Origin of the sequence: Bacillus sp. AFS031507 (genome assembly GCF_002584635.1) — a bacterium.
GTDB lineage: Bacteria > Bacillota > Bacilli > Bacillales > Cytobacillaceae > Neobacillus.
The window spans coordinates 135,128-161,647 of sequence record NZ_NUOW01000012.1 but is presented as its reverse complement, the minus strand read 5'-3'; the positions used below and the strand labels follow the sequence as shown (position 1 = coordinate 161,647).

The following is a 26,520-nucleotide window of genomic DNA, read 5'->3' as shown; positions in this document are numbered from 1 at the left end:
AGAACTTTAACATTTTTATATGTTTATTATTAACCTTTTAAAACATTGGGTAAACCATTTTTAATAATATCAGGTAAAATTTTTAATTAGGTGTTCCAGACAGAATATAAATGGTTAATGCATCCATTAAGAGCCTAACATTCTTCCATTCTTTTTGACTATCTTTTTTGGGTGATTTTTGATATTGTATTAATCATAACACGTACATCAGGGAGGGAATCATTGATGATCTCCATTTTTATTGTCTTCGCTATTTTTATCTTGTTTTATGTAAATAAAATGACCAATTCACTCTGTATCCAAAAAGAAATTCCTGAAGAAAACCAACATAAGGTGTTTCGTACCATAAATATCCTAATTACGATTCTTCTGATCTCTTCATATTTGGAAATTTTATATACATAATCCAATTAGAATGCTTAGCGAGCGAAGGGATTTGTATTCATTAAAAATAGAAGCGATGAGAGCATTTCTCATCGCTTTTAGTTTGGTACTTTTATTAATAAACCCAAGAAGCTCCGATGATAATTAATAAAATGAATAGGACAACCACTAAGGCAAATCCTCCACCGTAACCTGCTCCACCAGACATATATTTACCTCCATTCATAAATGTTTAATTTGGTCTTACCAAATCCAAGAAGCCCCTACAATAATTAATAGTATGAAAAGTACTACAATTAGAGCAAAGCCAGCTCCACTTCCATGGCTCATCGTAATACCTCCTTTTTCATTTACTACGATATACTATTCAAACCGTATTCATTTCGTTTAGGCACTTCCCACTTTTTTTGAAATGATTTTTAGGCTGCCTTTTTTATAAATTTCAAAAAATAAACATCGTTATTATTTTTGCAGTAGTTCCCATTTATGTTATAGTAGAGTTTGTGGACAAGAATTTACTGTTTAGGAGAGATTTCATCATGAAAAAATGGTTATTAGCCCTTTCATTGGCTGGTGGAGTACTTGCATTAACTGCATGTAATCAAAGCGGATCTGATACAGTGGCAGAGAGCAAAGTTGGTAACGTTACGCAAGAAGAACTATACAATACAATGAAGGATAAATACGGGGACCAAGCCCTTCAGCAGCTTGTATATGAAAAAGTTCTATCTAAGAAATACAAGGTTACTGATAAGGAATTAAATGCGAAAATCGACCAATTAAAAACAGATCTTGGTGCAAATTTTGAATCTACGCTTGCACAATATGGTTATAAAAGCGAAGATGACTTGAAGAAAACGATGAAGCTCGGTATGATGCAGGAAAAAGCTGCGATGAAAGGCGTTAAGGTAACTGAAAAGGAATTAAAGGATTACTACGCTACTTATCAACCTGAAATAAAGGCTCGTCATATCCTTGTTGCTGATGAGAAAACAGCAAATGAAGTGAAGAAAAAACTTGATGGTGGAGCAAAATTTGAAGATATGGCAAAACAGTATTCAACAGATGAAGGTTCTAAAGCAAACGGCGGGGACTTAGGCTGGTTTGGAACTGGAAAGATGGATCCTGACTTCGAAAAAGCTGCATATGCTTTAAAAGTCAATGAAATTAGTGCTCCAGTAAAATCACAATTTGGTTATCATATTATCCAATTAACAGATAAAAAAGAGAAAAAACCATACGCAGAAATGAAGAACGAAATTGAAACTCAAGTAAAATCTTCTAAATTAACTACAGAAGAAATTAATAAAGCTATGGAACGTGAACTTAAGGCTGCTGATGTAAAGGTTAGTGATAAAGACTTAAAAGACGCACTTAAACCACAAACAGGAGCAGCAACTGCTGCACAATAAGAAATGAAAAAAGCGGAACGCCTCCTATGGGCGCTTCCGCTTTTCTTATTCACCTGTTGCCTTAAGTTCTTCTTTTAGTTCTTCTTTTAGTTCTTCTTTAAGTTCTTCCTTCAATTCCTTTTCTCTCTCCAGGCGTTTCATATAGATCTCGCCTTCCTGCTCAATGTTTTCCATTTCCATTAGTCGCTCTTCTCTTCCTGTTTTCAGTGCCATTAGTGCACTCACTACAATACCAACCACAACAGCATATACCCAAATAGGAATAGTCAATTTTTCTTGCTCCTTTCTTAGTGGTTGTCCACCATTACTAAATGATATTCCCTTAAAATGAAATTATTCATATTACCTTTTAAAGCAAAAAAAATAACCCAAATGAGGGTTATTTTATTTATGAAAAACTGGCTTATAAAAGGAACGATTATCCAAGGCGAAAATCCGCTCGGTAAATTCACCTGGCTTCACTCTTTCTAATGCACGGTCAAGCATATTCATTTTTGCATCAAGATTATCGATATAATGTAAAATCTCAGCTTCTTTAATCATTGGCGGTTTTGGACTGCCCCATTCTGCTTTTCCATGATGACTTAGAACAAGATGTTGGAGAATAAGGACTTCTTCCCCAGAAATACCGAGTTCTTCAGCTGCTTTGCCTATTTCATTAATCATAATCGTAATATGCCCAAGCAGATTCCCTTCAATCGTGTAGACCGTCGAAATGGGACCGGAAAGTTCCAATACTTTACCCATATCATGTAAAATAACCCCTGCATAGAGTAAATCCTTGTCAAGGCTTGGATAAAGCATGGCAATTGATTTGGCCAGATCAAGCATACTGACAACATGATATGCAAGTCCTGACACAAACTCATGATGATTTTTAGTTGCTGCTGGAAACTCTAAAAAAGCCGCCTGATGCTTCTTAATTAAATGTCGTGTAATTCTTTGGATATTAGGATTTTTCATTTCAAAAATATACTGAGTGAGTTTGCCTGACATTTCTTCTTGGCTTAGTGGAGCGGTCTCCAAGAAGTCATCCAATTTTACGCCATCTGACGGCCCAGTACGGCGAATTTGACGGATTTTAAGCTGACTTTTCCCTCGATAACTATGCACATCACCTTGTATTTTTACAATGCTTTGTGGTGCATAACTCTTTCCATCCTCTTCATTAACATCCCAAAGCTTTGCTTCTATTTCCCCGCTTTTATCTTGGAGAATTAGTGTTAAAAAAGGTTTGCCATTACTTGCAATTCCTTTAGTAGAACTTTTTATTAATAAAAAAAGTTCCACCTGTTCCCCTACTTCATGCTTTAATATTCCTTTACCCATAATTTCACGTCCTTTCCACTAGTAAGAGTATAACATATCCAATTATCACTCTATGAAATTATCTGAACAGCACCTTTTTCTAAAAAAAGAACATTTTCCCTTGGGAAATGTGGAAGCAAATGTTTATGACAAGTGAAAAATAATAGTTGATTTCGCTCCAGCCCTTTTAGTAGTTCTATCACTTTTTCTGTTCTATTTGCATCAAAATTTACAAAACTATCATCAATAATAATTGGGAGCAGATGTTTCTCATATAACGTAACTGCAAAGGCAAGTCGAATGGCTACGTATAATTGTTCCGTTGTAGCTTGGCTTAGTTCATTTGCTTCAAATATAGTACGATCCTTGCGCTCAACTAAAAAACCCGATCCTGTGTCCTGTAAGTGAATCCTATGATAGTTGCCATCAGTGAGAAACATTAAATATTCCTCTGCTTTGGAGAGCATCATTGGTAAATGAATATTTTTATACTTTTCAATCGTATCTGAGAGGATCTCTTGTGCTAAACAATAGACGGACCACTCTTTCGCTGCCTCTTCAAAGTCAAATTTTTTCTGCTTGTAGTGATGGAGAATATCTGAATAAATGCCGCCCTCTTCTAGGACTTGAATTTCATACTTAATGGAAGCTTGTTCTTCCAGAATTTTTTTTAATTTTGCTTGTAATAATTGGACCTCCTGATTACATTCAGTCAGTAATTCATCACTAGGTCGCATTTGGAGGAAGTTTTCCCGTTCCTGTTCAGAGAGAATCGAATATTGTAGTTGGCTCTGCAGTGATTCTAATCTTTCAGTCAGCTTTACTTTCTTTTCTGCCTTTGCTCCAAGTTCATAAAATTGGTGCTCCGTTTCCACCTGTGCAGAAGAGATAAGTTTTTTATATTCTGAATGCAGATGAGACAACTCCTGAGACTTTTGACTTAAATCAGCTTCAAGGTCGGTAAGCTTAGCTAGTCTCTCTTGACTCGTTATTAGCTTGCTATGTTCTTCTTTCAACTTGTTTCGCAATACATAGGCAGCATTATACAAATCTAAACCTTTTTCATTTAAATAAAGCTTCTCAAAATGATGGAGACTCTTTATTATTTTTTCCTGCTGCTGATTTATTTGCTCAATTCTTGAATGTAATTGTTTTTTCTCTCTATAAATCAACTTATAGTGTTCAATTAGTTCAAATGCTTCAAGTAAAAAGGAATTTGCAATATATTCAGGAATCCTTAATTCATTGCTAATTGATAACAGCTTTTCTTTATTTTGAGCTGACTCCAATTCCCATTGTTCAAATTTTGCAATGACCTTTTCATATTGAGCTTGCTGCTGCTTTAACTTCATTTTTACTATTTGCAGTTCTTCTTTCCTCTGGTTATCAAGCTCTAACTGCTCCTCAAGATTTGTTATTTCTATATATTCAGCTGATTGGAGTATTTTCGTTAACTCTTTTTCCTTTTCTCGTAAACCGTTTAATCTTTGATTTAGGTCTACTTCCTTCGATTGCTTCTTCGTTTTAGTCATAAAAATGGCTATTAAAATACACCCTAGTAAACCTAAAGTAACTAAAAACCATTGCTTTGAAAGTATGCCATAAAGTGTTACAGCAGCTAGAATAAACTCAAAAAGATAAAACTGAAGTTTCTTCTGCTTATCTTGCTTTGCTGAAGTAGCTTTATCTCGTTCATTTATCTGTTGATAGAATTCTATTTTGTCTTGTAAGGCCCTTAGTTCTCCTTCAATGCTCTTCTTATCATTTCCCGAAACTAACTTCTCTTCAAGCCGCAACCGTTCCTGTATAGTTAGAACATGTCTCTCTGCTAGTCGGACTTCTTTTTCTATTTCTTCTAAATTGCCTTTTTCTTCTTGATATTGATTTTCTAATTCTTCCTTTACTTCTTCTAGCCTTTGAACTTTCCGAGAAACTACATCAACTTGGTTTTTCATATAAATATTTGTATTAATAGAAAAGATATTTTCCTCATTTAAATTTAAATGAAGCTTTTCTTTAGTTATAGAAAGCTCTTCTTCAATAGCTAAAAGTTTCGTTTCGCATTTCAGTTTCTCCTGCTTTAATTGCTCAAAGAGCGGGACTTGGTCAAGCAGGGAAAGAAGAGCCGGCTCGTTTTTTAGAAAAGAATGGTCTGGCTGAATCATCGCTATTTCTTTTTTTAAAATTCCAATTCTTTCGGTCATACTGTTAATCTCCGCACGATAAGGATGGATGAGTTGATTTATGTTGTCGACCCGTTCAATACCACGTGCCGGAAACCCAATCTCTCCTAGTTCCTTTAGCTCCTTCGATGTCCACTTTTCGTCCTTGACGGTGGATTCGATCCTTTTCCATTCATTTAGTTTTTCAATCATTGTCCCAAGCTCCTGTATAGACCCGTTTATTCCGGTTAGTTCTTCCTGGAGCATCTCTTTCTTTTCTACTAAATTTGAATAATTTTTATTTTTTGCTTCTGCTATTTTCAATTCTTCATTGATTTCATGAAGTGCTTGTAACTTTTCATTTAATAAAGGTTTCTTTCCTGAAGGCTTAAAGCGCGCATCTAACTCTTTTTGCAGGAAACCTTCTGTTTTTGACAACCTTTCAGTTCCTAATGTTCCAGCGGAAAATAGGAATTTCCCTATCTCTTCACTTTTCATTTGATGGATATTTTGCAAACCATGCAAATTAAAAGAAAAAATAGCTTGAAATAAGCTTTTATCAAAGTTTCCAGTTAATTCTTTAAGTAATTCCTCGCCGCCCATCCTACCATTGTCCAAAACGACCTTGACATCGCCGGCAGCTTTTCCTTTAACACGTTCAATCACAGCCCCGCCGTGACTTTCATGATAAATTCTAATTTTTCCGCCGTATTTGGTACTATGTTTTGGCTCATATCGGAGCACTAATGATTGTTGTTTTGTAGGAAAACCGAATAGGATGCCATGGATAAACGCCATAATTGTGGACTTACCAGCTTCATTTTCTCCATAGAAAACTTGAAAATCGTGAAAGTTGGTAATTTGGACATTCTCTAATTGGCCATACCCGTATATGTGTAGTTCGAGGATTTTCAAATCTTCCTCACACCTTCCCTAAGCTTGATAAAGTAATTGTATAAGCAACTTCTCTGCTTTTCCGACTAGTTCTTTTTGCTCTGCAGCAGTAAACTGAGCTAAATATTTTCTCCCTAAATGGTGTTCGTACAATGGAGCCAAAGCATGCTCCACATCGTCATATTGGTCAATGGTATCAAAGAGCTCTGCATAAAAATTAGCGTCCCTTTTCATTTGTTCTTTATCTATTTGCTGACTAACTGTGATGGTTAAGTCGACAATCCAAACAAATGATTCCTCATCTTTTTCATCCTCTAAGAGAAGCTCTAAAAGTTCGGCATCGACGCTTCTTTTTTCCCGTTCATCGTCTAATTGGATATTTTTCAAAACAAGAGATAATAGCGTCCCCTTCTGTTCCTTCCGTACACTATTGATTTGAGTTTGGCATAATTGTAATAGTTCATGAAAACTTCTGGCTGAAGATCCATCAACCACTGCCTCTTCCCAAATAATATCAGCTGTTTCTAAAAAGGTCATTTTCAAATCAAGTTCGGTTAACGAAACATAATAAATTCCTTTTACTCCTGTTTCTTTCTTATTTCTACCTTGGATATTGCCTGGATAAATGATCGGCGGTTTATCAGATAGGATCGTTCTTTTATGGATATGGCCCAATGCCCAATAATCAAAATCTTTTCGAAGCAAATCACTAACTGTAAAAGGAGCATAGTTATCATGCTCAACCCCAGAACTCTCATTTCCATGAAGAATTCCGATATGGAAGTCGGCTCCTTCTTTCTTTATATAATCATCTATTTTTCTATCAAAGACATGTCTCGTCGGATAACTAAAGCCATATAGATGGATGATTTCTCCGCTCTTTGTATGTAAAACTTTGGTTCCTACCTCATTATTAAAAACATGTACATTTGGTGGCATGTCGAGGTGAACCCAGGATCCGTTTAAATGATCATGATTACCATGGACGATATAAACAGGAATTTCTTTTTCTGCAAGCTTTTGCATCTCGGTCCGAAAGCGGGATTGTGCCCGCAAGCTGCGGTCCTCACCATCGAACAAATCGCCTGCTAATATAACGAAGTCAACCTGATGATAAATCGCAGCTGCCGTAACCTTTTTTAAGGCTGTAAACGTACTTTCTTTCACTCGTAAAAAGATGTTATACGGCAAATACTTTAATCCAACCATCGGGCTGTCTAAGTGCAGATCAGCGGCATGAATAAACGATATCTTTTTCATAAAAAATTCCTTTCCTCATCTTTTCTCCATTGTAGCACCTCTGAAATACGAATGCACGTTCTTGTTAATTGTGGGATGAAAAAATAAAGAGCTTTTACCCTGGGGTAATAGCTCAAACTTTTAACCTTGGTAATAGCTCAAACTTTTAACCTTGGTAAAAGCTAAAGTTCACCTTTATTCTTTCTTAGTTAACTGTAATGCTTTTTTAATATCTTTAAAGGAGTTTGACTGTCCATACATTAAGACGCCGCCACGATATACGCGGGCTCCAAATAACGCTAAGAAAATAATAGTTGTTACAAGGATAGCTATTCCTAATAGAGCCTCCCAGACTGGAATTGTCAACATTCCAACACGCAGAAACATGATCATTGGTGTAAAGAACGGTATATATGATGTTATCGTGATGAACGGTGCATCAGGCTTTCCCAAGCCAAACATAGCAATCATAAATCCAGCAACAACGAGCATGGTCATTGGCGTAATCATTTGCTGAACATCTTCAATTCTGCTGACAAGTGACCCGAGAAATGCTGCAAGTGTTGCATAAAGAAAATAGCCTAGAATAAAGAAAATGACCGCGTACACGATCGTATCTCCAGGGATATCACCAAAACCATAAACACCAAAAAAACCTTCTTTTAAAGATTCCATATTTTGTTTAAACGAGAAATAGCCTACAGACAGGAATACAGCAAGTTGTGTCAGGCTTAAAAGACCTATTCCGATTATTTTTGCAAACATTTGCGTAATCGGTGAGACACTTGAGATTAAGATTTCCATTACCCTTGAAGATTTTTCTGTCGCAACTTCCATCGCAATCATATTTGCATACATAATAACTGAAAAATAAATGATAAATAGCAAGACGTAGACAAGACCCCTTGCTTGATCTAATTCCTCCTCAGTTTTTGCGTTCTTCTCAAGAGCAATTTTCTCAAAAGAAACGGGTTCATAAAGCTTTTGAAGCTGGACAGGTGTCAGATTGATATGAGAAGCTGCAAGCATTGTTTTTAATTGCTGGAGGCTCGTTTGAAGATCAGTAAACAAGGCTGAATCAGCAATACTCATGGCTTTAAATTGTGCTTCTGGCAGTTTTTCATCATTGAAACTGAGCAGAAGAATTCCTTGATAATCTCCCTGTTCTACCGCTTTTTCAGCTTCAGCTTCACTGCCCTCGTAAAGAGACAGTTTAATATTTTTATTAATTGATCTAACTTGTTTTTCCAATGGTTTGTATAATTGTCCTGTTTCATCTAAAACAACAACCATTTCTTTCCCATCATTTTTATCAAATATATCAATGATATTTGATAAGTTAGTTAAGACTAAGACGATTACAACCGTTAAAAGGGTTGTGATGATAAAAGATTTTGTTTTTAATTTGTTTATATAAGTATGGAACAAGATAATCCAAAAACTATTCATAAGAGTCACCTACTTTCTCAATAAAAATATCATTTAAAGAAGGCTCTTCAAGAGCAAATTTCCGAATAAACCCTTGATTTACTATCTCCTTAAGAATTTTTTCGGCTATGTACTCTCCTTCAATTTGTAGATGAATTCCTTCCATAGTAGGTTTTGACTTAACAACACCAGGATAACTTTTTAAGGAATCTAACGAAAAATCAGCATGAATAACCAAGTTCTTTTTACCAAACGACCGCTTTATTTCTTTTAATGAACCATGGACCACTGGACTTCCTTTGTGTAAAATGCAAAGATGCTCACACATTTCTTCTACATGTTCCATCCGGTGACTCGAAAACACGATGGTTGCTCCACTTTCTTTTAAGGATAAAACTGATTCCTTCAGCATTTCCACATTTACAGGGTCAAGGCCGCTAAATGGCTCATCGAGAATTAATAATTTCGGTTTATGTACGACAGCAGCAATGAATTGAATTTTTTGTTGGTTCCCCTTGGAAAGTTCTTCGACTTTTTTATTCTCATACTCTTGAATTTTAAATCGCTCAAGCCATGACCTTAATTCTGCAAGTGCCTCCGTCTTTTGCATCCCTCTTAATCTTGCTAAATAGACAATTTGGTCACGTACTTTTAGTTTTGGATACAAGCCTCGCTCCTCCGGAAGATAGCCGACTAAGTGACTCGAAGAATAATCAATCGGCTTCCCGTCCCATGTAATCTTTCCACCGCTAGAATCGAGTAGACCTAAGATCATACGGAATGTCGTTGTTTTTCCTGCTCCATTTGCCCCTAAAAAGCCAAACATTTCTTTCTCGGGTATTTCTAAAGATAAATCGTCAACAGCAGCAAAATCTCCAAACCTTTTCGTAACATGTTCAAGTATCAGACCCATTTCACACACTCCTCTACATTTAATTACGAATATTACATAAAATGGTTTCACTTTCTTTTTGCGCTTTTTTTTTAATTATGTGAAAATATTAAGTAACACTAGTTTATTAAGGGGTTGGTGGAATGAAGACTTATAAATTAACAGCATTTGAAACCAATGGAGAAAAGATTTTAGACGAATCTATTCAGGCTGAACATGATGAGGCTGCAAAAGAATTAGCCGAAAAGATGTTAACTGAAAAAAACTTATTAGAACGTACACATCGCTGCACCTCGCCAAGTGGAAAGTTATTACTGTTTCATTCTTAAAAAGGCTAAAAAACAAAGAAGCCGGGTGGCTTCTTTGTTTACTTTCCTATAAATCTAGGTGGCCTTTTTTCAATAAATGCTCGAATTCCTTCTTGGTGGTCAATCGTTTCACGCATTTTTTGTTGGGAGAGTTTTTCTAATTCTAATATTTTTAGTAAATATGGACGATTCATGTCTGCTAATATTTTTTTTGTTTTTATCATTGCTTGAACCGGTTTGCTTAACCAATCTGCGATTCTAGCATCTAATGTCTCCTGAAGCGTTCCAGTGGCTACCTCTTCAATTAACCCCAACTCCAATGCCTCAGCAGCATTCATCATTTTACCGTCCCAGATTACGTGTTTCGCTTTTGCTTCTCCTAATTTTTTCTCTAAAAAGAAATGGGCACCTCCATCAGGAATCAAACCAATTCCGATAAAATTCATTGCAAACTTACTAGTCTTTTCGGCAATGATAAGGTCTGTAGCTAATGCTAGGCTGAATCCCAAGCCTGCTGCTGCCCCTGATACAGCGCTAATCGTTAATTTTGGCATACTATAAAGAGTAATAATAAGCTCGCTAATGCTATCCATGACTGGATAAAATTCATTTTCATTCATGCTAGAAATCATTGTTTTAATATCACCGCCGGCTGAAAAGGCTCTACCTTTTCCGGTTATTACAACAATATCAATTTCATCGGATTCACTGATTTCTTTAAGCTTGCAGACAAGCCCCCTAATCATATCTGAGTCCATTGCGTTTAAAGCGTCGGGTCTATTCATTTCTAATGTTGCAACACGGCCAGCAATCTTCACATGCACCTTATCGGTAATAAAATTTATCGACATGCCAAACCCTCCCATCCTCTTTCATCAATTCCATTATATAAGGAATTGATGGGATAAATAAATAAAAGTTTTTTAAATATAGTGAATTTTCCACATCTTATTTTTTATTCTTATGCACAGCCAAAAGAACAAAGGAATATCCCTTGTCCTCCTTACTTATGCTTTTCGAATCATATCTTTTTGCACTTGATCCCTTAAAGTCATCTTCAGGAATTTACCAACCGATGTCTTAGGAATTTCATTTAGGAAGAGGATATCATCAGGAATCCACCATTTTGCAAATTGCGGCTTTAAAAAATCCAATAGCTCTTCTTTCGTTGTTTTCCCCTTATATGCCTCTTTTAAAACGACACAGCCTATTGGACGTTCTTGCCATTGCTCATGTGGTACAGCAACAACCGCCGCTTCAAAAACAGCCTCATGTGCCATTAATGCATTTTCTAAATCAACCGAAGATATCCATTCGCCCCCGCTCTTTATTAAGTCCTTTGTGCGGTCGACAATTTTGACAAAACCTTCTTCATCGATTGTAACAACATCCCCAGTATGAAGCCAGCCTTCACGGAAAGCATCCTTTGTCCGTTCATCTTTATAGTATTCAGAAGCAATCCATGGACCCTTGATACACAATTCGCCCATTTCTTTACCATCCCATTTGACCTCTCCATCTTTACCAACCACTTTTAAATCTAAGCCTGGGACAAGAATTCCCTGTTTGGCTCTTATTTCTAGTCTTTCTTCTGCATCTAACTCTTCTTGATAGCTTTTAAAATTTGAAATAACAACTAAGGGACTAGTTTCTGTCATCCCATAGGCATGCATGAATGGGATCTTATGCAGTTGTTCATAGGATTTAATCATTCCTTTAGGTGCTGCAGACCCGCCGCATAATACCCCTCTTAAACTGCTCATATCATAGGATCCTTCATCTAGTTCTTTTAATAATCCAAGCCAAATGGTTGGAACCCCAGCCGTTATTGTTACTCGTTCCTGTTCAATGAGTTCTGCAATCAATTTAGGTGTGAAATATGGGCCTGGCAAAACAAGCGATGTTCCAAACCAGACCGCTGCAAATGGCATCCCCCATGCATTGGCATGAAACATTGGGACCACTGGGAGTGCAATGTCCTTTTCACTTAAAGCTGCGCTGTCGGCAAGTCCAAGAGCCATACTATGTAGAAAGATACCTCGATGTGAATATACCACTCCTTTTGGATTACCAGTAGTAGCCGATGTGTAACACATTCCAGCCGGATCATTTTCATCAATATCATCAGGATATTGGTAAGTAGGATCGGCTTCGGATAATAGACTTTCATAATGATAGACTGGGGAGAGTGTTGTTTTAGGTAGTTCTTTTTCATCGGTCATAATGATAAAAGCTTTAACGGTTTTCAATTCAGAGGCACATTTTTCGAGCAATGGAAGGATGTCTGAATCAACGAGGAGAATCTTATCTTCTGCATGATTGATAATATAGGAAATATGCTGTGGGGAAAGGCGAATGTTTATTGTATGTAAAACAGCCCCCATACACGGAATAGCAAAATAAGCTTCTAGATGGCGGTGATGATTCCATGCCAGTGTTCCGATCCGTTCGCCTTTTGAAACGCCTAACTTTACCAAGCTGCTTGCAAGCCTTCTTGTTCTTTCAGCAATTAGTTTGTAAGTAAATGTATGGATGCCACTTGCAGTCCTTGATACAACTTTTTTCTTTGGAAAATACTTTTCTGCCCTTTCCATCATTTGTGTCATCGTTAAAGCGGTTTGCATCATAGATATATCCCCTCCTAATATGAAAGCGCTTACCTAATTGAATACAAAAAATATGGTCAACTTTATAAATTATTCGTCATTGCGATAGATTATTCCTTTATAAGAAACGAGATTACACGAAAAATCCCATAAAATAAATTCATATAGTAGAAGTTATTCTGGATAAATAATTCAAAACAAAAAAGATATCAACGGCACTGCCACTGATATCTTTACAAGGGTTATTTTTTAATAATGTTCATCCTTCTTAAAAACTCAATTGGTTGCTGCTTTCTAAAATGTTCTTTGACCATATAAGCAACACCATGTTCATTCTCTGACCTGGTAACCCAATCGGATGCTCTCTTTACTTCGAAATCGGCATTCCACATTGATACTCCAAGACCTAAAGCTTCAAGCAATGGAATATCATCTAGACCATCACCGATATAGACCATTTCTTTTCGATGGATTCCAAGTTGGCTCGCTAGGTAGGATAACCCTGATAACTTTGAAACACCCACGGGTACAATATCTAACCGTAACGAGTCAAGCTCAATCAATTCAATCTCCGTAAACATTTTTCTAAGCGCCTTTTTGGCATCTTGAAGGTCACTCTCTTCTTCAAAATATACTTCAATCTTAGGGGGGCTCACTGGTTGGTCATGTAAATATTCCGATAGTGATGAAACAAATTGCTGCGAATAGAAGACTGGATCTCCTGAGGTAAAAACGGTTTTAGCCAACAAATTATTATTTAATTTTAATTTATTTGCTAATGAAAATTGTTCGTGGACTAGACGTATTTGACATGGCAGGGCCTCTAAGAAGCTCACTGTATCATAGGTTATATCTTCATTTATCCTTTTCACATAAATTGGTTTGTCCTCTGAACTGGCAATAAAAGCGCCTTGATGAGTGATTAATGGTGATTTTATTTTTAAGGCCTTCGCTACTTTCCTTGTAGAAGGAAAACTCCTTGATGTTACGAGTGTGACATAGATCCCTTTTTGTTGAACATATTCGATTGCCTCTTTTGTTGATTTATGGATTTTCCCATTTGTTTGAAGAAGTGTGCCATCAATATTTAAAGCAAGCAAGCGATAAATCATTACGTTGCCCCCTGTTCTTGGTGAATTAGCCTTTATATCACTTTTATGATTTTTTAGGCATTTATAGAACAGAAAAGCGGAAGCTTTACCTTGCAGGCATATTGACCAAAGCATAGTCATGGTAGGGCTGAAATTATTAATTGATTGTCCCTGCTAACTGGCCTGTTGATTTCCGCTCCGGGCACTCTCTTTCCGCAGGGAGGTCCTGGAGCCTCCTCGGCGCTTTGGCGCCTCCGTGGTCTCCCCGTGACCTCTCTGTCCCGCAGGAGTCGAGTGCCCTCCGCTCCAATCAACAGGGAGGCAAATTAACCTAAAGCATTGCAACATTCTTTTTCTAGCCCAACTAAATCTTCTGATATAAGTACATCAATAGACACAAATTCATATTCACTTTGGCAAAACTCTTTTGGCTTAAACATTGATTTCACACTTATTCTTAATATTTTTTGGCTGTTTTAGAAGATAATGTTGTTATAAATTAATGATCAGATAATTAAAGAGGATATTTTGTGTAAAATTACACTTCAGCATTTGAACATTCATGATATATTAATCGTCTTTTTCCTTCAATGAGCGAATTTTAGAGTTTTATGAGCGAATATTGGGCTTCAATGAGCGAATAATGAGCTTTTATGAGCGAATCTCGTGTTTTATGAGAGAGTTTAAGAAGCAAATTCTTTTAGAAAAGAGCGTATTTTTTAGATGAGTTGAAGAGCTTAAATTGAATACTACACCGTTGATTGGAGCGGAAGGCGCGAAGACTCCTGCGGGAGTACGGGGCAGGGGAGACCCCGCAGGATCAAAGCGACGAGGAGGCTCCCCGGCACGCCCGCGAACCGCACGCGCCTGGAGCGCAAATCAACAGACTAGTTGAAAATCTATATATTATTATTATTACAAATTAACGCGGTGAATTATTAAAGAAAGGGAATAAAAGAAAAGGCTATCGAAAGTTTTTCGACAACCTGAGCCTTCGGTCACTTTTCCCAAGGCTTTTCTAACTGAGTTTACATTTTTCCATAAAGGTCTTCTAATGGTTTCATGATCACTTTGTTTAATTCCCCAATAACCATGCTCATCCGTTGTTCCGCTTGCATAAGCTGAGCAATTTTTTCATTTTGCTGAACGAGTCCAACAGTTGATTGTGCTTGTTGGACCTCTTGTTCTGATATATTCTGCCCCATCATTTGTTTCTGTTGCAGGTCCATTTGGATTTGACGGAACTTATCAAACATTTGTTTTGCTGCTGGATCAGCATTTACCTCTTTATAAGCTTGCTGTAGTTGGGTATATTCTTCACTTTGACGAATGGCTGTTTCTAATGCATAGGCGGAATCATATAAATTAACTGCCACTAGTACTCACTCCTTTTTAATGATGTCTAGCTCCAGCGCCGCTAAACGGGCGCTTCCGCTTTTCTATTCTGAATCAACTATAACAAACTATTCACTTAAATGCGAGAATGTTAATATCACCATCTAGATTAATGTTACATACATTACTATATCAACTAATGCCTATAAGCTCTAGGTAGAAATTGAGGAATGCTTATGTTTTTTCCAATAACTCCAATAACGATTAAACCAAGGAAACAAAAAAATAAAAATGACTGCTTTGTGCAAATGTCCAACCAATTGTTTACCAATTTACTAGTGAATCATAACCTTGACTTAAATATCAAATTAGGACACAAGACGATAAAAACAAAAGTCAAAACGATTGAAATGGACCCAAATATGATGCTTATACCCGAAAATATCTTAAAAGATTTTTGTCTCCCCATTCAGGAATATAAATTTCAGGCTATCTATCATCCTGATTTACTTACACTTGAGCTTGGGCCTGTGATTGGACTATTAACTGATTTCCCTTCAAATGAGGAAGAGGAACCCCATTTTCGTTCTATTCACGCTTTTTGCGAGGAGCTTCATCATGGAATTACCGAGATTGGCGGCTTTTTTTATGTTTTTTCCTATGATCAATTTTTAAATCGTGGGTATTACCTTATAAATGGGAAATGGAGTCCTTTTGAACATCCCTTGCCAGATGTAATTTACAATCGAATCCATTCCCGCAAACTTGAACACTCTGAGCCATTCAAGCATTTCCGTAATAAACTTGAAGCCTTGCTGATCCCACTTTTTAATGAACGCTTTCTTTCAAAATGGGAAGTATATAATCAAATATTTCATGAGAAACATCTTTTTCCGTTTTTACCAAAAACCAAAATTTATACAAAAGAACACTTATATGAACTTACTCAAGAATTTGAAACGGTATTTATCAAGCCAGTTCATGGCAGTCAAGGCAGAAATATTATGAAATTGAAAAAGGAAGAAGATAGCCAATTCTCTTTACAAACCTCTATCGCTGCTCTTAACGATAGATCTAGAAATAATTATCTTTTAGATGAAGTCCACCAACTTATAAAGCAAATACTTCATAATCGTTTTTATATAATTCAACAGGGGATAGAGTTAGTTACTTATGAATCCTGTGCCATGGACTTTAGAGTTTTGTGTCACAAAACTCTAAACAACCATTGGCAAGTTACCTCGATTGTGGCAAGGGTCGCAGCGGAAGATGAGTTCGTTTCTAACATCGCTAGGGGCGGGAGAATCCTCAAACCCTTAAATGTTCTACGTACCTGTTTCGACCAAAAAAAATCTGTAGAAGTGTTTGCACTTATGAAGAAATTAGCGCTTGAAACGGCTTCGACTATTAGTGGTTCTTCAACAGGGATAACCGGAGAATTAGGGATCGACATCGGGGTCGATCAAGAGGGACAGCTGTGGATAATAGAAGTAAACTCTAAACCTTCTAAAAACTTTGAGGATGGGTTAGGAAAAATTAGGCCGTCTGCTAAGGCGCTCATCCAATTTTGTACGTTGCTTGCATTTGAATCTACAATTGTAAAGGAGGATCATTAAATTGATTGCATTTGGAATAATGACAGTTAGCATGGAAAGTGAACAGTCCTATATAAACGAAATCGCGAACCTTGCAGAATCCTGTGGGATGGAATGCTACCGCTTCATCCCTTCAAAAATAGATCCGCTGACACTTCAAGTAAAAGGGGAAAAATTTAATTTAACTACAAAATCCTGGGTCGACAGTGAATTTCACATTCCAACGATTATTTATGACCGTTGTTTTTACGGTGATGATGAGCATTCCAAACAATGCATTCCGATTGTATCTTGGCTAAAGACCAGAACTGACATAACCTTTTTAGGATATGGGCTGCCAAATAAACTAGAACTCTATGAAGAATTAAGAAAAACAGTTTTATCGGCTTACTTACCTGTAACTCAATCTGTTTCCGATACTAACATCGTATTAAATGAATTAACAACAAAGAAAAGGATTATTTTAAAGCCCATTAACGGATCGCAAGGGAATGGCATTTACTATTTGAAAAAAAATGAAAAATCCTTTCATGTTAAAACTGAAAAACAAAAGAAGATTATTTCACGGATTTTCCCAAATGAAACGAAGCTAACCCAGTGGTTACAATCGCTCATTTGTAATCGTCAATACTTACTGCAACCTTATCTTGAATTATCAAATAATGAACTGCAGCCCTTCGACATTCGCGTCCTACTGCAAAAAAATATGGATGGGAAATGGAGCGAATTAGGAAGAGGGATTCGTAGAGGAAATACTGGCGGTATTTTATCAAATTTAAGTGCTGGTGGGACCGTCCTCCCCTTTGCCGATTGGTCACCTTCTCTCCCACCTGCTACTAGGGAATATATTAATCAAGAATTAACATACATTCTCACCAATCTTCCTCCACTTCTTGAAAATGCATTTTTACCATTATTTGAACTCGGAGTAGATATTGGCATCGCGAAAAATGGTTCAATCTGGATTTTGGATGTAAATTCGAAACCAGGGCGAAAAGTGCTCTTGCAAACTCAACCAGACCTTAAAGATTCTCTGAACCTAGCCCCATTGCTTTACGGGAAACACTTAACCCTGATAGATTCAAAAGAAAGGAAGAGCTATTATGAGAAAACATTATCTCATTGAAGTTGCTCAAAATGATCAATTAATTGTTTTCTGTCCTCCATCATTTCTTAAAGATAAAGAGATCACAAGGATTGCCTTTGGTTCGAGATCCATAGAAGTTGATTTTATTCCTCATCCTGATAAGGATGACCGGGTTTCGATAAGCAGAAAAATTCAAAAAGCACTCCATTTTCCTAATTTCAACACTCCACTTCATGTCTTTTTCAATAACCATAGTCTTATTATCGGTCCACTTGTAGGTATTTTCACAGCGGGATTTACCTCACTGCCTTTGGAACCTATTGGTGAAAGAACATTGTTCTTTTCAAAACTTCTATCCGTTAATAAAATGGTGGGTGCTTTACCTTTTGTATTTGGAGAACAGCATATTGATTGGGACCAAGGAATCATAGAAGGGTACATTTTTCAAAATAATGCATGGGAGACGCTTGAAGTGCCTTTTCCTAATGTTATTTATGATCGGCTGCCCAATCGGAGAAGTGAAAATAACCCAAAATTAATTAAGGTGCGTGACCGCTTGCAAAAGGAATACCTTATTCCTTGGTATAATCCTGGATTTTTTAACAAGCTTGATATTCATGAAAGGCTTATTCAAGATGACATAGTTGCAAGCTTCCTACCAGAAACACTGCCATTTACATCCTTCTCCTCAATCGAGACTATGCTTTCTACCCATGGCCATGTTTTTATTAAACCTAAAAATGGCAGTCTTGGTTTAGGTGTTCACCAAATAATATATGACAAGCACACCGATGATTATTTTTGCCGCTATCAAGATGAAAGTGGTACAAATCGTTTGCGGAGATTTTCAAGTTTAGAACGATTGATGGGTATCGTATTCGCCAATCAATCACTTGAAAAAATGTTGGTACAGCAGGGCATTAATTTACTCAGAAGCGAATCAAGACCAATTGATTTTCGCGTCCACACGAATAAAGATGATCTGGGAAATTGGCATGTATCAGCGATTGCAGCGAAAATTGCAGGCCCTGGCAGCGTAACCACTCATAAAAGAAGCGGTGGTGATGTTAAAACGCTCGAAGAAATATTCTCAGGGGATGAACGTACTTTGTATAAAGAAAGACTCTCTCATTCCGCCCTTCTTTTAAGCAGTTCTTTGGATAGGAATGTAGAAGGCATTATTGGTGAGATTGGTTTTGATTTAGGTATCGACCGAAATGGAGATGTTTGGCTCTTTGAAGCAAATTCCAAACCTGGAAGGACCATCTTTGCTCATCCCGAATTGAAAGATTTTGATTTGCTAACACGTAAATTGTCCATTGCGTTTGCTGTCTTTCTTACCGAGCAATCATTATTACACCCAGAGGAGTTATTCACATGAAAGCCAATCAAGCAGGGCCACTGATTGGTATTATGTCAGCGAGAAAATCAAATGGTTCTATTGCGGGTAATGGCTCGCTTTTTATAGCATTACAAAAGAAGCTTATTTCACTTGATGGAATAAGCTTTGTCTTTACTCCGGAAGATGTAGATACAGATCATATTACTGGCTATACCTATTCACCTGATAAAAATCACTGGGTTAAGGAAATATTCCCCTATCCTAACCTGGTTTATAATCGGGTTCCTTTCAGAAAGTCAGAACAAAATCAGCAATACCAACGTTTTTTTTCGATTTTAAAGGAGAAAAATATCCCTTTTTTCAATCCATGTTTTATCGATAAATTTGAGTTATATGAATTACTTAAAACCCATCCGTTTTTGCAAACCTTTTTGCCGCAAACAATCCTCATCCAGCAAAAAAAGGACTTGATCACTTTTCTGCAGAAGCAAATAAGCATATATTTAAAACCTACGCAATCATCGAAAGGAAAAGGGATTTTCCGCTTAAAGTTGATGGGTTCTTCCAAGGTTCAATTAGAAGGAATCTATCTTCAGGAAATTTATAAATCCTTTAATCATTTTTGGGATATCTGGGGCAAGGAGCTACTTGAGAAAAACTACCTAGCCCAAGAGGAAATAACATCAGCTGAATACGAAGGTAATCGTTTCGACTTTCGTATCCTTGCCCACGCAGATGAAGGTAAGTACATTTTAACTGGGATTGGGATTAGGCAATCACAAGAACAAGGAATTACTACTCATATACCCTCCGGTGGGAGGCTCTTGCCCTATGAAATTTTGCATTCTGAAAAGCATGATCAATTTATCGAAACAATTATCCCTTATATTGGAAGGGCATTATCTGACCGATTTGGCTATTTCGGTGAATTTTCCATCGACGCTGGGGTAAGTAAAACGGGGCAGTACTATATTTACGAGGTAAATTCCAAACCCATGAGCTTTGACGAACACGAAATAGAAGAAAAGAAAATTGAGCAACTTTGCCGCTTATTCTTCCAACTCTCAAATTTTCAGATCTGATAAAAAAATTGACAGAAAATTCTATTTAAAAAATCTCCCAAACAAGTTAAGCTAATAGTAAGTAAATTAAAAGGGGGATTTCACGATGTTAATGCACTTTCAATTCAAGCCATTATTTGAAAATAAAAATATTCCGGGATGGAATTTTTCCTTTTATCATAAAAAGCAAAGAGTCACCGGAATTTATCATCAAACAGGGAATATAGAATGGACAACAAATGTGCCTGAACGAGATGAGATCGAGGCATTATCAAGCCAAATCCATGAACTGATGCTTTACCATGTTTATGAATAATGTAATACCGGGATCTTAAAGCGTATGAAAACTCATCTTTTCCACAAACTAGAAATAGTTTACTGAAAGGGATGATGGTTATGGATAAAGGAAAAGACAAGGTAACGGATTTAGGTTCTGCTTATGAAGGAAGAGATAAGGTGTTCATGGATGTGGACCGTATGATTAACGAAGGCATGTCTGGTGGTTCTGTCCATTCACGCCATGATACAACTAATATCGAAGAAGCCCATGAGTTCCTTGAAGAACAACCACCCTATGAATGCGATTAATCTTTATTACCACCATATATGATAGGCTAGCCCGGATTAACAAAGGCTAGCCTTTATTATTTTCTTGCTTTTATCAACTACTGTATAATAAATGAATCAAGTAAATATTAAAAAACGGGGAAATCAACCATGTTAAAAAAATTATTGTCTATTTATGAGAATTCCATTTTGTTTCAAGATAAGCCAGTGAATCCCTCTGAACAATTTTATATCTTCTATAATGAGATTGAAAACGAATGGATCGCTATTCCTAAAGCTGTGGTAACTGAAAAGGAATTAACCCTTCTTAAAACAATTTACCAATTAGTTGAATATAAAAATCCTGCGAGCAATTCCGCTGCGAAGGGATGGGATACCTATTTATTATTGGATGGTCCTCTCCCGACTTGTAAACCTGAGACGTATCTTCGTTTCATTCAGTTTCAATTTAACAGCGATGATACGAATCAAAGCGAAATTGAGTCTGCCTTAAAAGGCTTTTTTTCTGAAGAAGTCATAGTTATCTGGGAAAACAGCAATCGAGGTATTGTCATTGAAGCAGGCAGCGCAATTGCTCTGACAGAAGAAGATTTGATTTCAATGACTGAAACATTAGAAAGCGATTTTTATGTAAAAATTTCTATTTTTTTCGGAAAGTTCCATCCTTTTTCCAATCAACTCCGCGCAAAATATCTTCAGGAGAAAGAATACTTCTCTTTTGGGATTGCGAATCTTGTGAACCACTTGAATATCTTTACATTTGAGCGTGTTTTCCCAGCCTATTTAGCTTATCACTTGCCGGCTGATTTAAAACAAATGGTCAATCAAGTAATCTTTGGGGTATTTAATGAAGACACAGAGATGTATTCAACAATAAAAGTCTTTCTTGAGAATAATTTAAATGCCAGCTTAACGGCAAAAAAATTGTATATTCATAGAAATACACTTCAATACAGGATCGATAAATTCATCGATAAATCTGGAATCCAATTAAAGGATTTTTACGGTGCCTTTACAGTGTTTTTAGCGTGTTTACTATTTGAGCAGAGTCTAGAAAAGTAACAACCTGCCCAAAAAAGCGCTTTCAATCTTTGTGCACTCTGTCCATACTGATTTTCGCCCTCTAATTGTACAATATTGTTAACAAGATAAAGGGAGGAATTACTAATGGCAGAGTTAAAATTAGATCACATTTATAAAATTTATGATAATAAAGTAACCGCTGTTCAAGACTTCAATTTACATATTGAGGATAAAGAATTTATCGTATTTGTTGGACCATCTGGGTGCGGAAAATCTACTACACTTCGAATGATTGCTGGTCTTGAAGATATTTCAAAAGGTGATTTTTACATTGATGGTAAAAGAGTGAATGACGTAGCACCGAAAGATCGTGATATCGCCATGGTTTTCCAAAACTACGCTCTTTATCCACACATGACGGTATATGATAACATGGCATTCGGTTTAAAACTGCGCAAGTTCCCTAAAGATGAAATTGATCGTCGTGTACAAGATGCTGCAAAAATTCTTGGTTTAGAGGCATACTTAACCCGTAAACCTAAAGCTCTATCTGGTGGACAGCGTCAGCGTGTAGCATTAGGACGTGCCATTGTCCGTGATGCAAAGGTATTCTTAATGGATGAACCTTTATCAAATCTAGACGCAAAGCTTCGTGTTCAAATGCGTGCTGAAATTGCAAAACTTCACCGCCGCTTAGATACAACTACTATCTATGTTACGCACGATCAAACTGAAGCAATGACAATGGCTACTCGACTAGTTGTTATGAAGGATGGTGTCATTCAACAAGTTGGTTCACCTAAAGAAGTGTATGAAAAGCCTGAGAATGTCTTTGTCGGTGGCTTTATCGGCTCTCCAGCAATGAACTTCTTTAACGGAAAACTAGAAGATGGAAAATTTGTGATTGGAAAAACATCTATAGCCGTTCCAGAAGGAAAAATGAAATATCTTCGTGAACAAGGCTATGTTGGAAAATCAATTATTCTTGGAACTCGCCCTGAAGATATTCATGATGAGCCAGTTTTCATTGATGCATCTGCAGGTACAAAAATTAATGCTAACGTTGATGTTGCAGAGTTAACTGGTGCAGAATTAATGATCTATTCAAGCATTGGCGGCCAAGATTTCGTAGCCCGAGTTGATTCCCGTGGAGATATTCATCCTGGCGATACATTAGAACTAGCTTTTGATATGAACAAAGCACACTTCTTTGATGTTGAAACAGAATCAAGAATCCGCCCATAATTAAGAACCGATAAGCCCCGTTCACGAAACGGGGCTTATTCTTTTATAAAGAATACTTCTTCTTTATTACAGGAAGGACATCGATACACATGGGGACACTTTTGACCTGAATTTGTATCAGGATACCCATCCTCCATCTTCATTAGATCTATTTCCATATATGGACTATAATCATCATAAAAATCCATGAGACGTCCACTCTCCATCATAGGTTCACCGCAACTTGTACATAATAAGTAAGCTTCCCGAAAACCATTACATATTGGGCATACAGACATACAAATCACCCTTTTGTTTAGTTGATATTCTTAGTTTGTGTTAACTTGCAAACCATATGTGATGGAATAAATTACCAATTTAATTCTCGAATAAGTCTTTCCGTTTTAATCATAATAAGTATTACAAAGCAAGCAACACCTACTTACAACGATGGGTGAAACCAAAAAGGGTAATAGCCGGTGCAAGTCCGACTCATCCAACCAAACAAAAGACAATGAAAGAATCTCCAATTTGTAGAAGCTTATCAAAGGTAACATTGATAACATGGGTTAGGCCAAGGCGGCAATGGTTTAATCTCCATTATGGTTCAATTCCATACTGACCCCAAACTTATTAAGAGGAGTGTTATTCAACTATGGCAAGTAACAACAACTCTAATCAACTTCTAGTACCAGGCGTCGAGCAAGCTCTTAGTCAAATGAAGTATGAAATTGCTTCAGAATTTGGTGTAAATCTTGGTGCTGACACTACTTCACGTGCCAACGGATCTGTTGGAGGAGAAATTACAAAGCGTCTTGTAGCAATGGCTGAGTCTCAACTTGGCGGATTCCAACGCTAATTTTTAGAAAAACCCAGTAAATACAAATAAATATTATGGCTAAGCCCCCTCCTTTTGGAGGGGGCTTTCATTTTGTTTAAATCATATTTTCAGGCATGACCCATTTTGAAAACTGTTCTTCTGTAACATAACCTATTTTTATGGCCGCTTCCCTTAATGAGCAATTATCTTTATAAGCAAGTTTGGCAATTTCTGCTGCCTTTTCATAGCCAATATGAGGATTTAACGCTGTAACCAACATCAAAGATCGGTTTACATGCTCTTTGATCATTTCTTCATTGGCTTGGAGACCTAAGGCACAATTTTTATTAAATGAATTAATTCCATCCGAAAGGAGCCTGATTGATTGGATAAAATTATTAATTATAACTGGTTTAAACACATTTAACTCAAAATTCCCTTGGCTTGCCGCAAAACCGATGGTGGCGTCATTCCCAAAAACCTGGCACGCAATCATCGTCAACGCTTCACTCTGAGTAGGATTAACCTTCCCCGGCATAATTGAGCTCCCTGGCTCATTTTCGGGAATGCTAAGTTCACCGATTCCACTGCGCGGCCCACTAGCAAGCCAGCGGACATCATTAGCCATTTTCATTAAATCAGCTGCCAAAGCTTTTAGCGCCCCATGAACATGAACAATTTCATCGTGACTTGTTAATGCGTGAAATTTATTCCCAGAGGAACCGAATGGATAACCTGTAAGCATGGAAATCTGCTCGGCAGCCTTGTCTCCAAACTGTGAGGGAGCATTGATTCCTGTACCAACCGCTGTCCCTCCTATCGCCAAATCAAGCAGATACTGGGTTGCCTCTGTTATCATCCTTTCACATTTTTCAAGCATTACCCGCCATCCGCTGATCTCTTGTCCCAGCGTTAGTGGTGTTGCATCCTGCAAATGAGTTCTCCCTATTTTGATTATTTTTGAAAAATCCTTCTCTTTTACAAGTAGCGTGTTTTTTAATTCTGAAATAGCAGGAAGGAGATCCTCAACTATTTTTGTATAGGCAGCAATATGCATTGCTGTTGGAAAGGTGTCATTGGAGCTTTGTGACATATTGACATCATCATTCGGATGGATTTTTTCAAGATTGGCTTCTTGCTCTTTTAAATATTCATTCGCTCGATTGGCAATGACTTCATTGACGTTCATATTGGATTGAGTACCACTGCCTGTTTGCCAAACTACCAATGGAAAATGTTCATCTATCTCTCCGTTATGAATAGAATCACATACTTTTATGATTGCTTTCATTTTCCTTTCGCTGAGTTTTCCTAATTGAAAATTGACAATTGCGGCAGCTTTTTTAATAAAAACCAGACCATAAATTAATTCCAATGGCATCTTTTCGGTGCCAATTTTAAAATTTTCCTTACTTCGTTGTGTTTGCGCACCCCAATATTTATCTACTGGCACACGAACCTCACCAAGCGTATCTTTTTCGATTCGATAATTTTCCACGTGTCATCCACACCTCACAAATTCGTATACTTCAATATATATACCCATTCCTACCCATTTTATTAATCAAATTACAATTATTAAGGCCATGTTGATTGGAGCGGAAGGCGCGAGACTCCTGCGGGAATACGGGACAGGGGAGACCCCGCAGGCGCTTAAGCGCCGAGGAGGCTCCCCGGACCCGCCCGCGGAAAGCGAAGCGCCTGGAGCGGAAATCAACAGACAAGTTAAAAAGAGTATAAAAAAACTGCAGACACTTGTCTGCAGTAAATAAATTAATGTTTAATGATTGTATATCCGATATAATAAGAAAGGATTAAAAAACTACCGATCAATAGTACTACTGAATACTCTGACATATACATCCACCCCGATATTATTTAAATACTTAAACATTTTTAAAATATCACAAGCGGCGGGTTTGACAAGTGATGATTATTACACATTATTGACTAAGAGGTGAACATTTTGTGAACATTTGCCTTTTTGGTGCAACGGGCAGGGTAGGCACGATCATTTTAGAAAATGCTATGTCCCAGCAACATTCTGTAACTGCACTAGTGAGAGATATGAAAAAGCTAAACAATATTGGTGCAGGTCTTAAGGTTAAGACAGGTAATGTCCTAAATGAAACAGACATTACGAATAGCCTAACCGGTTCAGACGTGGTTATTAGTGCATTAAATACAAATGGCACCACCACACTGTCTGAATCGATGCCATTAATCATTAAACATATGAAAGAGCAGGAAATAAAACGAATTATTACAATTGGTACAGCAGGAATTCTGCAGGCTCGTTCTGCCCCACATTTATATCGTTTTCAATCATCTGAGTCGAAACGGAAAAGCACTCGTGATGCGGAGGAACATTTAAATGCCTATTTAATGCTAAAAGATTCTGGACTTGATTGGACGGTTGTATGTCCTACCTACTTGCCTGTAGGTGAAAGAAAAGGGTATTACAGGTACGAAAAAGACTTTCTACCAGATCATCCTTCTTCCATCTCGATTTATGATACGGCTGATTTCGCCTTTCAACAGCTTTTTAACAATCAATTTATTGGCTCGCGAGTGGGACTTACTTATTAAGAAAAGCGCAAGCGCCCGTTTAGCGGCGTATGGACTGGAGCACTTTGACTGAGATAAAGGAAACACGGAGAGCGCTAGCGCATTCGTGCTTGACTTATCGTAGGGAAAAGGGCGAAGTACACTAGCCGCTGGGCGCTGGAGCTAGACAGTTGT

Annotated in this window: 26 protein-coding genes; 13 read left to right on the top strand and 13 right to left on the bottom strand. The window is 37.2% G+C overall.

The window, feature by feature from the left end; genetic code table 11:
* Window positions 1-225: 225 nt before the first annotated feature.
* Entirely contained in the window at window positions 226-405 is a 180-nt protein-coding gene (locus tag COE25_RS12075) for a hypothetical protein (protein WP_088085999.1), read from the top strand.
* A gap of 94 nt (window positions 406-499) precedes the next feature.
* Here COE25_RS12075 and COE25_RS12070 read toward each other — a convergent pair whose 3' ends face one another.
* Both COE25_RS12070 and COE25_RS12065 read right to left on the bottom strand, forming a co-directional pair.
* On the bottom strand, window positions 500-592 hold the full coding sequence (locus tag COE25_RS12070) for a YjcZ family sporulation protein (RefSeq protein WP_066251949.1): 93 nt from the start codon (window positions 590-592) through the stop codon (window positions 500-502).
* 35 nt (window positions 593-627) lie between these two features.
* Window positions 628-714, bottom strand: coding sequence for a YjcZ family sporulation protein (locus COE25_RS12065; RefSeq protein ID WP_088085998.1), 87 nt, complete (start codon window positions 712-714; stop codon window positions 628-630).
* Between the two features lie 209 nt (window positions 715-923).
* On the opposite strand from COE25_RS12065, the gene COE25_RS12060 reads away from it, so the two are divergent.
* Complete coding sequence (locus COE25_RS12060) at window positions 924-1,796, top strand: peptidylprolyl isomerase (protein ID WP_098932826.1); 873 nt, start codon at window positions 924-926, stop codon at window positions 1,794-1,796.
* A gap of 45 nt (window positions 1,797-1,841) precedes the next feature.
* Here COE25_RS12060 and COE25_RS12055 read toward each other — a convergent pair whose 3' ends face one another.
* The 6 genes from COE25_RS12055 to COE25_RS12030 form a co-directional block, all read right to left on the bottom strand.
* A complete protein-coding gene (locus COE25_RS12055) occupies window positions 1,842-2,066 on the bottom strand; it encodes a sporulation YhaL family protein (protein WP_098932825.1) in 225 nt (74 codons plus the stop codon).
* 114 nt (window positions 2,067-2,180) lie between these two features.
* Window positions 2,181-3,125, bottom strand: a complete 945-nt coding sequence (gene yhaM, locus COE25_RS12050) for a 3'-5' exoribonuclease YhaM (RefSeq protein WP_088085995.1) — start codon at window positions 3,123-3,125, stop codon at window positions 2,181-2,183.
* A gap of 50 nt (window positions 3,126-3,175) precedes the next feature.
* Window positions 3,176-6,181, bottom strand: a complete 3,006-nt coding sequence (locus COE25_RS12045) for an AAA family ATPase (protein WP_098932824.1) — start codon at window positions 6,179-6,181, stop codon at window positions 3,176-3,178.
* 18 nt (window positions 6,182-6,199) lie between these two features.
* Complete coding sequence (locus tag COE25_RS12040; protein WP_098932823.1) at window positions 6,200-7,420, bottom strand: metallophosphoesterase family protein; 1,221 nt, start codon at window positions 7,418-7,420, stop codon at window positions 6,200-6,202.
* A 174-nt stretch (window positions 7,421-7,594) separates the two neighbouring features.
* Window positions 7,595-8,848 (bottom strand): ABC transporter permease, encoded by a 1,254-nt coding sequence (locus tag COE25_RS12035; protein WP_098932822.1) that lies wholly within the window; start codon window positions 8,846-8,848, stop codon window positions 7,595-7,597.
* Window positions 8,841-9,740, bottom strand: coding sequence for an ABC transporter ATP-binding protein (locus COE25_RS12030; protein WP_098932821.1), 900 nt, complete (start codon window positions 9,738-9,740; stop codon window positions 8,841-8,843). Before COE25_RS12030 ends, COE25_RS12035 begins: the two co-directional genes overlap by 8 nt.
* Before the next feature lie 122 nt (window positions 9,741-9,862).
* On the opposite strand from COE25_RS12030, the gene COE25_RS12025 reads away from it, so the two are divergent.
* On the top strand, window positions 9,863-10,048 hold the full coding sequence (locus tag COE25_RS12025) for a YhzD family protein (RefSeq protein ID WP_098932820.1): 186 nt from the start codon (window positions 9,863-9,865) through the stop codon (window positions 10,046-10,048).
* A gap of 38 nt (window positions 10,049-10,086) precedes the next feature.
* Here the strand turns inward: COE25_RS12025 and COE25_RS12020 are convergent, their stop codons facing one another.
* The 4 genes from COE25_RS12020 to COE25_RS12005 all read right to left on the bottom strand — a co-directional run bounded on the left by COE25_RS12020 (window position 10,087) and on the right by COE25_RS12005 (window position 15,100).
* Window positions 10,087-10,878, bottom strand: coding sequence for an enoyl-CoA hydratase (locus tag COE25_RS12020; protein WP_098932819.1), 792 nt, complete (start codon window positions 10,876-10,878; stop codon window positions 10,087-10,089).
* 156 nt (window positions 10,879-11,034) lie between these two features.
* A complete protein-coding gene (locus tag COE25_RS12015) occupies window positions 11,035-12,654 on the bottom strand; it encodes a long-chain fatty acid--CoA ligase (RefSeq protein WP_098932818.1) in 1,620 nt (539 codons plus the stop codon).
* 221 nt (window positions 12,655-12,875) lie between these two features.
* Complete coding sequence (locus tag COE25_RS12010) at window positions 12,876-13,745, bottom strand: Cof-type HAD-IIB family hydrolase (protein ID WP_098932817.1); 870 nt, start codon at window positions 13,743-13,745, stop codon at window positions 12,876-12,878.
* Window positions 13,746-14,752: 1,007 nt separating this feature from the next.
* Window positions 14,753-15,100, bottom strand: a complete 348-nt coding sequence (locus tag COE25_RS12005; protein ID WP_098932816.1) for a YlbF/YmcA family competence regulator — start codon at window positions 15,098-15,100, stop codon at window positions 14,753-14,755.
* Between the two features lie 195 nt (window positions 15,101-15,295).
* Between COE25_RS12005 and COE25_RS12000 the strand changes: the two genes are divergently transcribed.
* The 9 genes from COE25_RS12000 to COE25_RS11955 all read left to right on the top strand — a co-directional run bounded on the left by COE25_RS12000 (window position 15,296) and on the right by COE25_RS11955 (window position 23,817).
* Window positions 15,296-16,675 (top strand): YheC/YheD family endospore coat-associated protein, encoded by a 1,380-nt coding sequence (locus COE25_RS12000; RefSeq protein ID WP_179195734.1) that lies wholly within the window; start codon window positions 15,296-15,298, stop codon window positions 16,673-16,675.
* A gap of 1 nt (window position 16,676) precedes the next feature.
* Window positions 16,677-17,780, top strand: a complete 1,104-nt coding sequence (locus COE25_RS11995; protein WP_098932815.1) for a YheC/YheD family endospore coat-associated protein — start codon at window positions 16,677-16,679, stop codon at window positions 17,778-17,780.
* Complete coding sequence (locus COE25_RS11990; RefSeq protein ID WP_098932814.1) at window positions 17,758-19,122, top strand: YheC/YheD family endospore coat-associated protein; 1,365 nt, start codon at window positions 17,758-17,760, stop codon at window positions 19,120-19,122. The genes COE25_RS11995 and COE25_RS11990 overlap by 23 nt, the downstream gene beginning before the upstream one ends.
* Window positions 19,119-20,165 carry a YheC/YheD family endospore coat-associated protein gene (locus COE25_RS11985; protein WP_098932813.1) on the top strand — a complete coding sequence of 349 codons (1,047 nt, stop codon included), beginning with the start codon at window positions 19,119-19,121 and terminating at the stop codon, window positions 20,163-20,165. Before COE25_RS11990 ends, COE25_RS11985 begins: the two co-directional genes overlap by 4 nt.
* Window positions 20,166-20,250: 85 nt before the next feature.
* Window positions 20,251-20,460: a YheE family protein gene (locus tag COE25_RS11980; protein ID WP_088085981.1), complete on the top strand. Its 210-nt coding sequence runs from the start codon at window positions 20,251-20,253 to the stop codon at window positions 20,458-20,460.
* Window positions 20,461-20,540: 80 nt separating this feature from the next.
* The gene (locus COE25_RS11975) at window positions 20,541-20,732 is read left to right on the top strand and encodes a hypothetical protein (protein ID WP_088085980.1); all 192 of its coding nucleotides are present in this window, start codon (window positions 20,541-20,543) and stop codon (window positions 20,730-20,732) included.
* 129 nt (window positions 20,733-20,861) lie between these two features.
* Window positions 20,862-21,773, top strand: a complete 912-nt coding sequence (locus COE25_RS11970; RefSeq protein WP_098932812.1) for a PucR family transcriptional regulator — start codon at window positions 20,862-20,864, stop codon at window positions 21,771-21,773.
* 105 nt (window positions 21,774-21,878) lie between these two features.
* Window positions 21,879-22,979, top strand: coding sequence for an ABC transporter ATP-binding protein (locus COE25_RS11965; protein WP_088085978.1), 1,101 nt, complete (start codon window positions 21,879-21,881; stop codon window positions 22,977-22,979).
* Between the two features lie 634 nt (window positions 22,980-23,613).
* The gene (locus COE25_RS11955) at window positions 23,614-23,817 is read left to right on the top strand and encodes an alpha/beta-type small acid-soluble spore protein (RefSeq protein WP_026566044.1); all 204 of its coding nucleotides are present in this window, start codon (window positions 23,614-23,616) and stop codon (window positions 23,815-23,817) included.
* A gap of 76 nt (window positions 23,818-23,893) precedes the next feature.
* Here COE25_RS11955 and fumC read toward each other — a convergent pair whose 3' ends face one another.
* Window positions 23,894-25,276 (bottom strand): class II fumarate hydratase, encoded by a 1,383-nt coding sequence (fumC, locus tag COE25_RS11950; protein WP_098932811.1) that lies wholly within the window; start codon window positions 25,274-25,276, stop codon window positions 23,894-23,896.
* 470 nt (window positions 25,277-25,746) lie between these two features.
* Here fumC and COE25_RS11945 point away from each other — a divergent pair, with 470 nt between their 5' ends.
* A complete protein-coding gene (locus COE25_RS11945) occupies window positions 25,747-26,367 on the top strand; it encodes an NAD(P)-dependent oxidoreductase (RefSeq protein ID WP_098932810.1) in 621 nt (206 codons plus the stop codon).
* Window positions 26,368-26,520: the final 153 nt, after the last annotated feature.

What these genes read in the sequence shown, in the direction of transcription:
- COE25_RS12075 (WP_088085999.1), top strand. Translation starts at nt 226, where the DNA reads ATGATCTCCATTTTTATTGTCTTCGCTATTTTTATCTTGTTTTATGTA.
- COE25_RS12070 (WP_066251949.1), bottom strand. Translation starts at nt 592, where the DNA reads ATGTCTGGTGGAGCAGGTTACGGTGGAGGATTTGCCTTAGTGGTTGTC.
- COE25_RS12065 (WP_088085998.1), bottom strand. Translation starts at nt 714, where the DNA reads ATGAGCCATGGAAGTGGAGCTGGCTTTGCTCTAATTGTAGTACTTTTC.
- COE25_RS12060 (WP_098932826.1), top strand. Translation starts at nt 924, where the DNA reads ATGAAAAAATGGTTATTAGCCCTTTCATTGGCTGGTGGAGTACTTGCA.
- yhaM (WP_088085995.1), bottom strand. Translation starts at nt 3,125, where the DNA reads ATGGGTAAAGGAATATTAAAGCATGAAGTAGGGGAACAGGTGGAACTT.
- COE25_RS12040 (WP_098932823.1), bottom strand. Translation starts at nt 7,420, where the DNA reads ATGAAAAAGATATCGTTTATTCATGCCGCTGATCTGCACTTAGACAGC.
- COE25_RS12035 (WP_098932822.1), bottom strand. Translation starts at nt 8,848, where the DNA reads ATGAATAGTTTTTGGATTATCTTGTTCCATACTTATATAAACAAATTA.
- COE25_RS12030 (WP_098932821.1), bottom strand. Translation starts at nt 9,740, where the DNA reads ATGGGTCTGATACTTGAACATGTTACGAAAAGGTTTGGAGATTTTGCT.
- COE25_RS12025 (WP_098932820.1), top strand. Translation starts at nt 9,863, where the DNA reads ATGAAGACTTATAAATTAACAGCATTTGAAACCAATGGAGAAAAGATT.
- COE25_RS12020 (WP_098932819.1), bottom strand. Translation starts at nt 10,878, where the DNA reads ATGTCGATAAATTTTATTACCGATAAGGTGCATGTGAAGATTGCTGGC.
- COE25_RS12015 (WP_098932818.1), bottom strand. Translation starts at nt 12,654, where the DNA reads ATGATGCAAACCGCTTTAACGATGACACAAATGATGGAAAGGGCAGAA.
- COE25_RS12010 (WP_098932817.1), bottom strand. Translation starts at nt 13,745, where the DNA reads ATGATTTATCGCTTGCTTGCTTTAAATATTGATGGCACACTTCTTCAA.
- COE25_RS12000 (WP_179195734.1), top strand. Translation starts at nt 15,296, where the DNA reads ATGTTTTTTCCAATAACTCCAATAACGATTAAACCAAGGAAACAAAAA.
- COE25_RS11990 (WP_098932814.1), top strand. Translation starts at nt 17,758, where the DNA reads ATGAGAAAACATTATCTCATTGAAGTTGCTCAAAATGATCAATTAATT.
- COE25_RS11985 (WP_098932813.1), top strand. Translation starts at nt 19,119, where the DNA reads ATGAAAGCCAATCAAGCAGGGCCACTGATTGGTATTATGTCAGCGAGA.
- COE25_RS11980 (WP_088085981.1), top strand. Translation starts at nt 20,251, where the DNA reads ATGTTAATGCACTTTCAATTCAAGCCATTATTTGAAAATAAAAATATT.
- COE25_RS11975 (WP_088085980.1), top strand. Translation starts at nt 20,541, where the DNA reads ATGGATAAAGGAAAAGACAAGGTAACGGATTTAGGTTCTGCTTATGAA.
- COE25_RS11970 (WP_098932812.1), top strand. Translation starts at nt 20,862, where the DNA reads ATGTTAAAAAAATTATTGTCTATTTATGAGAATTCCATTTTGTTTCAA.
- COE25_RS11965 (WP_088085978.1), top strand. Translation starts at nt 21,879, where the DNA reads ATGGCAGAGTTAAAATTAGATCACATTTATAAAATTTATGATAATAAA.
- COE25_RS11955 (WP_026566044.1), top strand. Translation starts at nt 23,614, where the DNA reads ATGGCAAGTAACAACAACTCTAATCAACTTCTAGTACCAGGCGTCGAG.